9 protein-coding genes are annotated in these 13,719 nt (G+C 62.2%); 4 read left to right on the top strand and 5 right to left on the bottom strand.

All coding sequences use genetic code 11. The features are described from left to right. Positions 1-40 precede the first annotated feature (40 nt). A complete protein-coding gene (locus MM194_RS01195; RefSeq protein WP_241342367.1) occupies positions 41-1,276 on the bottom strand; it encodes a lipoprotein-releasing ABC transporter permease subunit in 1,236 nt (411 codons plus the stop codon). A gap of 76 nt (positions 1,277-1,352) precedes the next feature. On the opposite strand from MM194_RS01195, the gene MM194_RS01190 reads away from it, so the two are divergent. Both MM194_RS01190 and mfd read left to right on the top strand, forming a co-directional pair. Beyond that, positions 1,353-1,928: a hypothetical protein gene (locus tag MM194_RS01190; RefSeq protein WP_033129946.1), complete on the top strand. Its 576-nt coding sequence runs from the start codon at positions 1,353-1,355 to the stop codon at positions 1,926-1,928. A 31-nt stretch (positions 1,929-1,959) separates the two neighbouring features. Next, the gene (gene mfd, locus MM194_RS01185) at positions 1,960-5,421 is read left to right on the top strand and encodes a transcription-repair coupling factor (protein ID WP_241342366.1); all 3,462 of its coding nucleotides are present in this window, start codon (positions 1,960-1,962) and stop codon (positions 5,419-5,421) included. A 76-nt stretch (positions 5,422-5,497) separates the two neighbouring features. Here the strand turns inward: mfd and fbp are convergent, their stop codons facing one another. Continuing rightward, entirely contained in the window at positions 5,498-6,532 is a 1,035-nt protein-coding gene (gene fbp / locus MM194_RS01180; RefSeq protein ID WP_033129944.1) for a class 1 fructose-bisphosphatase, read from the bottom strand. 371 nt (positions 6,533-6,903) lie between these two features. Between fbp and MM194_RS01175 the strand changes: the two genes are divergently transcribed. After that, positions 6,904-8,520, top strand: coding sequence for a peptide ABC transporter substrate-binding protein (locus MM194_RS01175; RefSeq protein ID WP_033129943.1), 1,617 nt, complete (start codon positions 6,904-6,906; stop codon positions 8,518-8,520). 60 nt (positions 8,521-8,580) lie between these two features. Here MM194_RS01175 and MM194_RS01170 read toward each other — a convergent pair whose 3' ends face one another. From MM194_RS01170 to sixA, 3 genes are all read right to left on the bottom strand, one after another. Next, positions 8,581-9,501 (bottom strand): DMT family transporter, encoded by a 921-nt coding sequence (locus MM194_RS01170; RefSeq protein ID WP_033129942.1) that lies wholly within the window; start codon positions 9,499-9,501, stop codon positions 8,581-8,583. Positions 9,502-9,699: 198 nt separating this feature from the next. Then, positions 9,700-9,906: a DUF1107 domain-containing protein gene (locus tag MM194_RS01165; protein WP_005324080.1), complete on the bottom strand. Its 207-nt coding sequence runs from the start codon at positions 9,904-9,906 to the stop codon at positions 9,700-9,702. A 133-nt stretch (positions 9,907-10,039) separates the two neighbouring features. Continuing rightward, complete coding sequence (gene sixA / locus MM194_RS01160; protein ID WP_241342365.1) at positions 10,040-10,507, bottom strand: phosphohistidine phosphatase SixA; 468 nt, start codon at positions 10,505-10,507, stop codon at positions 10,040-10,042. Positions 10,508-10,668: 161 nt separating this feature from the next. On the opposite strand from sixA, the gene MM194_RS01155 reads away from it, so the two are divergent. Next, a complete protein-coding gene (locus tag MM194_RS01155; RefSeq protein WP_241342364.1) occupies positions 10,669-13,452 on the top strand; it encodes an insulinase family protein in 2,784 nt (927 codons plus the stop codon). Positions 13,453-13,719 lie beyond the last annotated feature (267 nt).

Here is a 13,719-nt window from a genome sequence, read left to right as displayed (position 1 = left end):
TCGGGGGGATGTTACAACAGAAGATGAATTGTTCAGGGCGCTATTCATAACGTAATGCCTCGGCCGGTTTCACCCGGGCCGCACGGGCCGCCGGATAGAGGGTGGCACTGAAGCTGAGCAGCACGGCGCCAAGCAAGATGGTGATGACCTGGGAGGGCTCGACGATGACCGGCAGGCCCGAGCCGCCGGCGGCCATATAGAGGTTGAGGCCCACCGCATCGAGCAAGGGGTTGAGCCCCAGGGAGAGCGCCAGCCCCGCCAGGCCACCGAACAGGGCGCCGATGACGCCGCTGGATGCACCCAGCACCATGAAGATCTTGACGATGCCAGACTCGCTCATGCCCATGGTGCGCAGGATGGCGACTTCTCCCTCCTTGTCGGTGACCACCATCACCAGGGCGGAGAGGATGTTGAAGGTGGCGACCGCGATGATCAGCACCAGCATCAGCCCCATCATGCGTTTCTCCATGGCCACCGCCTGGAACAGCTCACCGCGCTCGCGGCGCCAGTCCTGCCACTCCAACCCGTCCGGCAACGGCGTCTTGATCACCTGATCGGCGGCGAAAGGATCATCCAGCCAGAGGCGAATGCCACCGACGGTGCCCTCGGGCAGGCGCAGCATGCGCTGGGCGTCGCCGAGCGCGATCAGCGCCACCTGGCTATCCACGTCGGCGCCGACCCCGAAGATGCCGGAGACGGTGAACAGACGCTGGGCCGGTACCCGGCCAAAGGGAGTGAAGCGGGTGCCTTCGGTCAGGATGAGACGTACCTCGTCACCGATCGACACCTTGAGACGGTTGGCGACCCCCTGCCCCAGCACGATGTGGTATTCACCGCGCTGCAGGCTGTTGAGGCGCCCCCCCAGCATCTGGGCATGGAGGATGTCATCCTTGGGCCAATGCGCCGGATCTATGCCCTGCACGCTGACGCCGGTGAGCTGCCCCGGGCTCTGCAACATGCCTTCGCTGTCGAGCATGGGGGCATGGGCGACCACGTGGGGCAGCTTGGCCAAGTCGGGCAGGCCTGCGGGCGCCGCATCGATGCGCCCCGCCGGATTGGTCACCACCACATGGGGGATCACCCCGAGGATACGGCCCTTGAGCTGCCCCTCGAAGCCGTTCATCACCGAGATGACCACCATCAGGGCGGCGACCCCGATGGCGATGCCGAAGGTGGAAAACAGGGAGATGAAGGAGACGAAGCGGTTACTGCGTCGTGAGCCTGCATAACGCAGGCCGATGGCCAGCGATAGCGGCTGAAAAAGTCCAGTCTTCAAGGATATCTACGTTGCCAACAAAATAAGATGCCGGATAATAAAGCCAAACAGACTATGACAACAAGGGATAGCCTCCATGCAGGAACAGTTCTTCAGCGTCACCCACGCCACGCCGGTCAATGTGATCCCCATGCCGGCCGACTTTCACCTGCCGACATTGGAGGCGCTGGACGCCGAATTGCCCGAGCCCTTTCGCATCGCCTCCGCCATCACCTCTATCGATCTGGTCAACAGCCGTCTGCTGCGCAACCAGCTCGAATCGATGCACGATCTGGTGGAGATCATCAACCAGCAGTCCCGCAAGATCGACATGATCATGGGCTATGTGCTGGCGGCGCAGGATCACCCCGAGCATCGCTTCCACACCCTGCGCTTTGGCGCCGGCCAGCTCACCTATCTGCACCCGCGCCAGGGCCACGGCGAGCTGCCACAGCTCCACCAGCTAGTGCGGCTCAAGATCTTCCTGCGGGAAGAGGCGGCCGCCGTCTACTGCTATGCCGAAGTCAAACACCTTGAGTCTGGCGAACACGGCACCCATGTATTGCTCGACTATGCCCGCATCCGTGAAGATGACCGGGAACTGCTGGTACGCGCCAGCCTGCATGTGCAATCGAAACAGCTCAAGCTGCGTGCCCAAGAGCGTCAGCGCTAACCACCGCCAAGATCAACGTTAAAAGAATCCGATGATGCCAATGACACTCCCCGCCTTGCCCGCCAAAGCGGGCCACAAGTTAACGCTCGGCCAGCTGGCCGGCAGCAGCCTGGCGCTGGTTGCCGCCCGCCTCACCGCCGAGGCCGACCGCCCCGTCCTGCTGGTGACCGCCGATACCCCGAGTGCGCTGCGCCTCGAGCAGGAACTGCAGCACCTGCTGGCCGACAAGGGCTGCCCCGTGCTGCTGTTCCCGGACTGGGAAACCCTGCCCTACGACACCTTCTCCCCCCATCAGGACATCATCTCCCAGCGGCTCGAAACCCTCTACAAGCTGCCGCAGATGAGCAACGGGGTGCTGATCGTGCCCATCTCCACCCTGATGCTGCGCTGCGCCCCCCAGGTCTATCTCGACAAATACAGCCTGCTGGTGAAAGCGGGCCAACGCCTCAACCTGCAACAGTTGCGGGGACGCCTAGCTGAGGCCGGCTACGTGGCGGTGGAGCAGGTGCTGGAGCACGGTGAGTTTGCCGCCCGCGGCTCCTTGCTGGATCTCTTCCCCATGGGCAGCAACAGCCCCTATCGTATCGACTTCTTCGATGACGAGGTGGACTCCATCCGTCCCTTCGATCCCGAGACCCAGCGCTCCAGTGAGCCGGTCACGTCGGTGAGCCTGTTGCCCGCCCGGGAGTTTCCCACCGACGAAGGGGCCATCGAGTTGTTCCGTGGCCAGTATCGGGAGCAGTTCGAGCTGTCCCGTGTCGAGGGCTCCGTCTATCAGGAGGTGAGCAAGGGGCGCTGGCCCGCCGGCATCGAATACTATCTGCCGCTGTTCTTCCAGCAGACCGCCAGCCTGTTTGACTACCTGCCGGACAATACCCTGCTGATCACGGTGGGAGAGATTTATCCTGCCGCCCAGCGTTTCTGGAACGATATTGGCCAGCGCTACGAGGACAGACGCTGGGATAACACCCGTCCCTTGCTGCCACCCCAGCAGATCTATCTGCCGGTGGAGCAGCTGTTTGCGGCGCTCGGCCAATACGGCGCTGTGCGGCTGCAGGCGGAGCCCACCGACGGCGGCGCCGGTCAGCACAATCTGGCCACGGCCCCCCTGCCCGACTTGCAGCTCGATCACAGCAAGGAGCTGCCGCTGCTGACGCTGGATAAATTCCTGCAAGGATTTGGCGGCCGCACCCTGTTTGCGGTGGAGTCCGAGGGGCGGCGCGAGGTGCTCGGCGATCTGCTGGCGCGCATCGCGCTGCAACCCAAGGAGTTCCCCTCCCTGGACGCCTTCCTGGCGAGCCAGGCCCGCCACGGTCTGCTGGTCAGCCCGCTGGAGCGCGGCTTCCTGCTGCAAGAACCCGGTCAGGATGAGCTGGCGCTCATCACCGAGACCGAGCTGCTTGGCGGCAAGATCCGCAGCAAACGGCAGCGGGAGAAGAGCAAGAACCTGAGCTCGGATGCGGTGATCCGCAACCTGGGCGAGCTGACTCAGGGCCAGCCGGTGGTGCACCTGGATCACGGGGTCGGTCGCTATCTCGGCCTCGAGACCCTGGATGCCGGCGGCCTGCCCACCGAGTTCCTGACCCTGGAATACGCCGGTGGCGACAAGCTGTTCGTGCCGGTCACCAACTTGCACCTGATCAGCCGCTATACCGGGTCGGACAATCCGCCCAGCCACAAGCTCGGCGGCGAGGCCTGGACCAAGGCGCGGCGCAAGGCGGCGGAGAAGATCCGCGACGTGGCGGCGGAACTGCTGGATGTCTACGCCCTGCGGGCGGCGCGCCACGGCTTCGCCTTCAAGCACGATAAAGAAGCCTACCGCCAGTTTGCCGCCGGTTTCCCGTTCGAGGAAACCGAAGATCAGCTCAACGCCATCAACGCTGTGCTGGGGGACATGTGCCAGGCCAAGAGCATGGACAGACTGGTGTGCGGCGACGTGGGCTTTGGCAAGACCGAGGTGGCGATGCGGGCGGCGTTTGTGGCGGTGCACGGCGGCAAGCAGGTGGCGGTGCTGGTACCCACCACCCTCTTGGCCCAGCAACACTACGACAACTTCCGCGATCGCTTCGCGAACTGGCCGGTGCGGGTCGAGGTGCTGAGCCGCTTCCGCTCCGCCAAGGAGCAGACCGCCGTGCGCAAAGAGCTGCGCGAGGGCAAGGTGGACATCATCATCGGCACCCACAAGCTGCTGGGCTCCGAGCTCACCTTCAAGGATCTGGGGCTGCTCGTCGTCGACGAGGAGCACAGATTCGGGGTGCGCCAGAAGGAGAAGATAAAAGCGCTGCGGGCCGACGTGGACATCCTCACCCTCACGGCGACGCCGATCCCGCGCACCCTCAACATGGCCATGTCCGGCATGCGGGATCTCTCCATCATCGCCACCCCGCCGGCCAAGCGGCTCGCCATCAAGACCTTCGTGCGCCAGCAGGAGCCGGCGGTCACCCGCGAGGCGGTGCTGCGGGAGCTCAAGCGCGGTGGTCAGGTCTACTACCTGCACAACGACGTGGAAAGCATCGAGAAGTGCGCCGGCGATCTCGCCGAGCTGGTGCCGGAGGCGCGCATCGGCATCGCCCACGGCCAGATGCGCGAGCGCGACCTCGAACGCATCATGTCGGACTTCTACCATCAGCGCTTCAACCTGCTGGTCTGCACCACCATCATCGAGACCGGCATCGACGTGCCGAGCGCCAACACCATCATCATGGATCGCGCCGATCACCTGGGACTGGCCCAGTTGCACCAGCTGCGGGGCCGGGTTGGTCGCTCCCACCACCAGGCCTATGCCTATTTGCTCACCCCCCATCCCAAGCTGATGACCAAGGATGCCATCAAGCGGCTGGAAGCCATCGCCTCCCTCGAGGATCTCGGCGCCGGCTTCGCGCTGGCCACCCACGATCTGGAGATCCGCGGCGCGGGCGAGCTGCTCGGCGACGATCAGAGCGGCCAGATAGAGTCGATCGGTTTCACCCTCTACATGGAGCTGCTGGAGCAGGCGGTCGAGGCGCTCAAGAACGGCAAAGAGCCGTCCCTTGAGCAGTTGATGAGCCAGCACACCGAGGTGGAGCTGCGCCTGCCGGCCCTGTTGCCGGACGACTACATCCCGGACGTCAACATGCGGCTCTCCATGTACAAGCGCATCGCCAGCGCCGCCGACGAGCAGGAGCTGCGCGAGCTGAAGGTGGAGCTGATCGACCGCTTCGGCCTGCTGCCGGAGCCGACCAAGACGCTCATGGAGATCGCGGCCTTCCGCCAGCGCGCCACGGCCCTCGGCATTCGCCGGGTGGAGATGAGCGAGCGCGGCGGTTATCTCGACTTCAACCAGGACACCAGGGTCAACCCGGGCTACCTGGTCAGGCTGCTCTCGGAGCAACCGCGCATCTACAAGATGGACGGGCCGACTCGCCTGCGCTTCCAGGTGCCGAACCAGGACAGGGCCATGCGGTTGAAGCTGGTGGACAGCCTGCTGACGGATCTCGCCAACAACAGCCTGTAGTCGACGAGCACGAAACAAAACGGGAGCCATAATGGCTCCCGTTTTTTATGCGATGCGCACCGCTCTCAGCCGGAGATCAGCCCTGGTTGGCCGGATCCTCGTGGGCGGAGAACTCCCGCATGAAGGCCTCGGCCCGCTCCACCATCTTGGTGGAGCCGACGAAGTAGGGGGTGCGCTGGTGCAGCGCGGTGGGTTGCACATCCATGATGCGGCCGAAACCGTCTGACGCCTTGCCGCCCGCCTGCTCCACCAAAAACGCCATGGGGTTGCACTCGTAGAGCAGGCGAAGCTTGCCATTCGGGGAGTTGGTACCGGACGGATAGATGTAGATGCCGCCCTTGAGCAGGTTGCGGTGGAAATCCGACACCAGGGAGCCGATGTAGCGGGAGGTGTAGGGCCTGTGGGTCGCCTCGTCCCGCTCCTGGCAGTATTTGAGGTACTTCTTCACCCCGTCCGGGAACTTGATGTAGTTGCCCTCGTTGATGGAGTAGATCTTGCCCTCCTCCGGGATACGGATGTTCTCGTGGGAGAGGCAGAAACAACCGATGGAGGGATCGTAGGTGAAGCCGTTGACCCCAAAGCCAGTGGTGTAGACCAGCATGGTGGAGGAGCCGTACACCACGTAACCGGCGGCGACCTGACGGTTGCCCGGCTGCAGGAAGTCCTCCAGGGTCACGCCGGCACCCGGGGTGCTGACCCGACGATAGATGGAGAAGATGGTGCCGACCGAGACGTTGACATCGATGTTGGAGGAGCCATCGAGGGGGTCGATCAGCACCACGTATTTGGAGTGGCGGGAGAGCTCGGAATCGAAGGAGACGAAGTCCTCTTCCTCTTCGGACGCCATGCCACACACCTCGCCGCGCGCCTCCAGCGCCGCCTTGAAGCGCTCGTTGGCGTAGACGTCCAGCTTCTGCTGCACCTCGCCCTGCACGTTTTCGGCGCCCATGGAGCCGATGATGTCCGCCAGCCCCGCCTTGTTGATCTCCCGGTTCACCACCTTGGCAGCCAGACGAATGGAGCTGAGCAAAGAGGTCAGCTCGCCGGTCGCGGTAGGGTAGTCCGCCTGCTTTTTGACGATGAACTCGCCCATGGTGATCATGTTTCGCATTCTTGTTCCTTTAGGAGCGTTTCCGTTGGCGTTGAAAACGTTTGCAAGTGTCGGCAAAAAAAGTGCCGAACCTCGGCAGCGTCATTTTGTAACCTAATGTAACGGTTGTTTTTTGTTTTTGCAGCGAATTAAGACGGCGTATAAATCGCCAGTTTGCCTCCTGAAAGCGGGATGAACTGGCAAAATTCAGGGCTCAATCGACCTCTTTCGGTATGTTAATTCGTGACAAGAATGCACAACGCTCACACCGTTTGACCCGCCTCCCCCCATACGGTCGAGCCAGGGGATCCCGCGCCCGCCCCCCTTGAGATCTCCCCATCGATCCCGCACACTGGCCAGGCTTTGGAAGCAAAAAAACATAAGGATATTCAATGAAAAGGACTCTCATCGCCGGCACGGTTGCCGCCCTGATCTCCCTCCCCGCTCTGGGGGCCCAGGTGCCTGCCGGCACCCAATTACTCCCCGCTGCGCAGCAGACCTTCGTACGCAATATCGGCGCAGAGCCAGGCTCCATCGACCCCCAAATGGTGGAAGAGAGCTCTGGCAGCGACATCGTCAACGATCTGTTCGAGGGGCTCTACACCCTGGATGGCAACGGCAAGCTGCTGGCTGCGGGGGCCCTCGGTTACGAGCTCGATCCCACGGGCACCGTCTATACCTTCAAGCTCAGACCCGACGCCAAGTGGTCAAACGGTGAGCCGGTCACCGCGGCGGACTATGTCTATGGCTGGCAGCGGGCGGCGGATCCCAAAAACGCCTCCAACTACGCCTGGTTCATCGAGCTGACCGGGGTGGCCCATGCCGGCGAGGTGATCCAGGGCAAGGCCAAGCCCGAGACCCTCGGCATCAAGGCCCTGGATGCCCACACCCTGCAGATCACCCTGGCAAAGCCGGTGCCCTTCTTCCTGAAGACCCTGGCCCACTACACCACCTTCCCGGCCCCCAGGGCGACCATCGAGAAGTTCGGCCACGAGTGGGTCAAACCGGGCAACATCGTCTCCAACGGCGCCTTCGTGCTGAAGGAGTGGACCCCGAACGAGCAACTGGTTGCCGAGCGCAATCCCCACTACTGGGACAACCAGCATACGGTGCTGAACAAGGTGGTCTATCTGGAGATCGTCTCCGAGACCGCCGCTTACAACCGCTACCGCGCCAGCGAGTTGCACTACACCACCTATCCGCTCGAGCAGTATCAGCAGCTCAAGAGCCAAAGCCCCGAAGAGCTGGTCAGCGCCCCCTTGCTCTCGACCTATTACTACGTGTTCAACACCCAGCGCAAACCCTTCGACAACCCCAAGGTGCGCAAGGCGCTCTCCCTGGCCATCGATCGGAGCACCATCACCGAGAAGATCCTGGGACAGGGGCAGCTGCCGGCCTTCAGCCTGACACCGCCGAGCGTAGACGGCTTCGAGCTCAAGCGCCCCGCCAGCGAGCTGATGAGCAAGGAGGAGAGGATAGCCAGGGCCAAGACCTTGCTGGCGGAGGCGGGCTACGGCCCCGACAAGCCGCTGGATGTGGATATCCTCTACAACACCAACGAGGGGCACAAGAAGATAGCGCTGGCCATCTCCTCCATGTGGAAGCGCAACCTGGGGGTCAAGGCGGAGCTCAACAACATGGAGTGGAAGACCATGGTGTCGGTGCTCAACGAGGGGGATTTCGTGGTCAGCCGCTACGCCTGGAACGGGGATTACAACGATGCCTCCACCTTCCTCGACATCATGACCTCCAGCAGCAGCGCCAACAGCGGCAAGTGGTTCAACAAGCAGTATGACGCCCTGCTGGCCAAGGCCCATGACTCTCAGGATCCGGCCGAGCGCAACCGGCTCTATCAGCAGGCAGAAGCTTTGATCGACGAGGAGGCCCCCATCGCCCCGGTCTATTTCTACGTCAAGTCACGGCTGCTCAAGCCCAACGTCAAGGGCTACCCCTACCACAACCCGCAAGACCTGGTGTATTCGAAAGATCTCTATCTGACGGCGCAATAGCCCGGCATCCGGACCCAAGACCCGGAGCCAAAAAGACCGCCCTGGGGCGGTCTTTTTCGTTCAATCTTCCCGGCAAGTGGCCACCGCCAGCCTGGCCCGTCGCCGCACCACCACGGGTTTGACCAGCAATTGGGCCAGCAAGACCCCCAGCAGCGTCATGCCGCCGCCGATCAGGTGATAGCTGGTCAGCGTCTCGCCCAGCAAGCTGATGGCCAGCGCCGCCGTCATCACCGGCAGCAGGTTCATGAAGATGGCGGTGCGGCTCGCCCCGAGCAGCGCTATGCCCTGCATCCAGAGCCAGGGAGAGAGCGCCGAGGTCGGGATCCCCGCATAGAGAATGAGCCAGAGCGCGCTGCCATCGGGCCAGTGACCGTCCACCAGCAGGTAGAAGGGGGTGAGGAACAGCAGGCTGCACAGCACCTGGCCGTAGAGCATGGACCAGTTGTCGAGCCCCAGATCCCAGCGCTTGAGCAGCACGCTGTAGAGCGCATAGGTCGCCGCCGACAACAGCATGTAGACGTAACCCTGGTGGATACCCTGGGTAAACAACCGGCCAGGATCCCCCTGCCCGAGCAAGATGGCCAGCCCGAAGAGGGAGATGACGCCCCCGAGCAGGGCGCCCCAGGTCGGGCGCTCTCGCAGCAGCCAGATGCTGAGCAGCACCGTCATCAGCGGCGTCAGGCCCATCATCAAGCCGATCTCGGTGGCCCCCAGGGTCTGGGCTGCGTAGTAACCGAAGGTCTGGTTCAGCACCATGCCGAGCAGCGCCAGCATGGCCAGCTGGTAAAAACCGGCCCGCAGCTTGGCGCGCTCACGCCAGACCCGCTGTGCCAGGAAGGGGGTGAGAATGATGGCCGCCACCATCCAGCGCGACCAGGCCAGCGCGGCCGGCGAGAGTATCCCCACCGCCAGCTTGCTGACGATGCCGTTGCCGGCCCAGATAGCCATGCAGGAGAAAGGAAACAGAAAGGCAAGGGGCATTGCGATATCCAGAACGAAATAGCGGGTATTTCGCGGGAGTATAGAGAGGCAAACGGGATAAGCAAGCATCACCTACGGGGGTCGACAAAGTCAGTCAAAAACGGCATCAAACAGAGCCACCATCGCCGCTCCGGCCCCAAAAACAATCATGCCCGCACTGAGGCGGGCATGGGGAGGATCATCCTGCTGACGAGGGGATCAAGCCGCGTCCATGTGCAGTCTCGAAATGAGTTCGTTCACCTCGAGCACCGTCTGGCGGTGGGGAATGTCGGCTTGCAATGGCATCATCAGCAAGCCCGACTGGAAATCGAAGCGCCCCCTGCCGTGGATGTAGATCCGTCCCTTGAAGAAGGTTTTGACATGTTTTGCCACCATCAGCGGCAGGTACTTCTTGAATACTCTCATCGTTTGCAACCTCTTGCAGTTGTATCCGTATGACAGCAGCTTCTGCGAAATAATTCCGTTAAATTTGTATAAAAAACCGGAAAAACCGCCTATCTCATCCCCAAAAAACCAATCTGTAACTTTTTATTAACTTTTAACGTATTGTATGTGGTCCTTCCAACCAGAGCAATACCCCCTTGCCATTTTGCCACTCGATACAGGCAAGACCCGAGGTGGCAAACATGGGGGCGCCCGCCGCCGGGCAGAGGCTCTGCACCAGATAACCCACCAGTGGCAGGTGGCTGACCAGCAGTATGCTGTCGTGCTGCGCCGCCAGCGTCGTGAGATAACTCGCGACAAAGGCCGGATCGCCATAGGGGGTGATCTCGCCGCTCTCCTCGACCATGGCGGCCTCGGGCAGCTCGGGGGCGATGGCCAGCCAGGTTTGTCTGGCTCGCAAGTAGTTGCTGTGAAGCACCAGGCTCAGGGAGTCGGCCAGCTGGGGGGCCAGCCAACGAGCCATGTGGATGGACTCTTCGATACCCTGCTCGGTCAGTGGGCGCAGCTCATCGGTTTTTGCATTCATGCCAGCCTGGCCATGACGCATGATGTAGATCTTCATTACAACCTCGCCCAGGGGGCCTGTTTAAATAGCGGGAGAATCTTACCCCGCCATGCGGGGGGAAACAATTGCGCTACCTCTCAGAAAAGGGTTTGCCTCGTGAGATAGCGGGGTCGATAATCATGTTTAAATTCAAATAAATTCACCGCGAGTCAGCCCTAATGAGCCCACATGTCAGTCCTAACGACCATCGGCGGTATCACTATCTGGAGCTGGCAAACCGGCTCAGGGTCCTGTTGATCTGCGATCCGGATACCGACAAATCCGCCGCCTCTCTGGCCGTCAACACCGGCCATTTCGATGACCCTGTCGATCGCCAGGGCATGGCCCATTTCCTTGAGCATATGCTGTTCCTCGGCACCCGCACCTACCCCAAGCCCGGCGAGTACCAGCAGTTCATGAGTCGCCACGGCGGCAGCAACAATGCCTGGACCGGCACCGAGTTCACCAACTTCTTCTTCGACATCGACAACGGCTTCTTCGAGGCTGGGCTCGACCGCTTCTCCCAGTTTTTCATCTGCCCCACCTTCGCGCCGGAGTGGGTCGACAAGGAGCGCAACGCGGTCGACTCCGAGTATCGCCTCAAGCTGCAGGACGATGTGCGGCGCAGCTATCAGGTCCATAAAGAGACGGTCAACCCGGCCCATCCCTTTTCCAAGTTCTCGGTCGGCAATCTCGATACCCTGGCGGATCTCCCGGGCCGGGATCTGCGCTCCGATCTCATAGCATTCTACGAACGACACTACAGTGCGGATCGCATGGCGCTGGTGATGATCTCGCCCGAATCCATCGACACCCAACTCGGCTGGTGCGATCGCTTCTTTGGCCCCATCCCGGATCGCAATCTGGGGGAGCCCAGCCTCTTTGCTCCGCTCTACCGGCTCGACGATCTCGGCATCTGCATTCAGATAAGGCCGGTCAAGGAGAGCCGCAAGCTGGCGCTGACCTTCCCCCTGCCGAGCGTGGATGCGTTTTACCAGCAGAAACCGCTCACCTTCCTGAGCCACCTCATCGGCTACGAGGGCGACGGCAGCCTGCTCTCCCTGCTCAAGGCCCGTGGCTGGGTCAATCAGCTCGCCGCCGGTGGTGGCGTCAGCGGCGCCAACTTCAAGGATTTTGGCGTGAGCTTCGGCCTCACCCCCCTCGGACTTGAACATGTCGACGAGATAGTGGCCGAGCTGTTTGGCTACCTGAAACTCATCGAGCGCGACGGCCTGCAGGCCTGGCGTTATGACGAGAAACGCAGCGTGCTGGAATCGGCATTTCGCTTCCAGGAGCGAGGCCGGGCGCTGGACACCGCCTCCGGCCTGGTGCTGAACCTGTTCAGCTATGCCCCACAAGATCTGCTGTATGGCGACTACATGATGCGGGAATATGACGAGGCGCTGATCCGCCGCTTCCTCGCCAAGCTCACCCCCCACAACCTGCGCGTGACCATCCAGGCCCCGGAGGTGAGCACGGATCGCCTCGCCCGCTGGTATCAGACCCCCTACAGCGTCACCCCCATCGCGGAAGCGGACAAGATCCGCTGGCAACAGAGCGAGCCGGACCCGGCCCTGCATCTGCCCAGCCCCAACCCCTTCATCAGCAAGCGGCTGGACGCCCGGGCGCCGTCCCTGCCCGCCGACATGCCGGCCTGCCTCATCGACCGGCCAGGTTTTAGGCTCTGGCACCTGCACGAGCACCTGTTTGGGGTGCCCAAGGGCAACCTCTACATCTCCATCGACAGCGAACACGCGGTCAAGAGCCCGCGCCACATCGCCATGGCCCGCCTCGCGGTGGAGCTGCTCACGGATCACCTCAATGCCCTCACCTACCCGGCTGAGCTCGCCGGTCTCGGCTACCAGATCTATGCCCACCAGGGAGGCTTTACCATCAACATGAACGGTTTTGCCGACAAGCAGCCGCTGCTGCTGGACATGATCCTCGGCAACCGTACCCTGGGGTATCCGGATCCGGCCCGCTTTAGCGAAATCAAGGAGCAGCTCATTCGCAACTGGGAGAACCAGTCAAAGACAAGGCCCATCTCCCAGCTGTTCAACCAGCTCACCAGCCTGCTGCAACCCAACAACCCGCCGTTCGCGCAACTGCTGCGCCACCTGCGCACCATTCGCCTGGACGAGATGCCCGACTTCGTCGCCCAGCTGTTTGCCAAGGTACACGTGGAGACCCTGATCCACGGGGACTGGGACGCGGCCGAGGCACTGGATCTGGCGGCGCTGCTGGAGCGCCATCTCAACGGCGACAAGGGCAACAGCCAGCCCAGCGGCGAGACCCGCCGCCCCCTCATCTCCATTCAGGACAGAGGCACCCTCATTCGCGAGCAGGGCTGCGAGCACGAAGACTCGGCGCTGCTGGTCTACTACCAGTCCCGCACCGTGCGGCCACGGGATCTCGCCTGCTTCACCCTGGCCAACCACATCATGTCGTCCACCTTCTTCCACGAACTGCGCACCCGCCAGCAACTCGGCTACGTGGTCGGGGCCGGCAACCTGCCCCTCAACCGCCACCCCGGCCTCATCTTCTATATACAGTCGCCGGTGGCGGGGCCCCAGATCCTGCTGGATGCGGTGGAGGAGTTCATCGACCTCTTCCCCATCGCCATGCTGGAGTTCACCGAGCAGCAGTGGCAAGACAGCAAGGCCGGCCTGCAGGCCCAGCTCAGCGAGCGGGATGCCAACCTGCGCAGCCGGGGTCAGCGGCTCTGGGTCAGCATCGGCAACAAGGATCTCGGCTTCGATCAGCGGGAGCGGGTATGCGAGGAGGTCGGCAACCTGAGCCGCGCCGATCTGGTGCGCTTTATCACCCAGTTAAGATCGAGAACATCGGACAGGCTGATCCTCTGCAGCTATGGCCTTGGCCACGAGCACGACGAGCGGATCACCGGCCAGTTTATCGACGATCCCAAGGCGTTCCGGCTCAATGCCAGCACCTTCGACGCCTGAATCCCCTTGAGGCAGCAGATAATGGACAATAAAAAGCCGACCCTCGGGTCGGCTGGAAAAACCATAATCAATTGCGACCAAAGCCGCCAAAAGTGAACATGAGCGTGAAAATCAGACACTGAGCTGATGACGGACCTAGAGATGCTAACCAGAGCACACCGGCCGGGACCAACAGTGATTGAGAAACAGGATCATCTTAGACAGAGCCCTGCACCACCACGTTGATCTATGTCAAAAGAGGTAAAGAGAGTCTCAGGCTCATGATGC

The sequence above is a fragment of the Aeromonas sp. MR16 genome, assembly GCF_022549315.1.
GTDB lineage: Bacteria > Pseudomonadota > Gammaproteobacteria > Enterobacterales > Aeromonadaceae > Aeromonas > Aeromonas aquatica.
The sequence above is the reverse complement of the archived record's forward strand: the minus strand, read 5'-3'. Positions and strand labels throughout refer to the sequence as shown.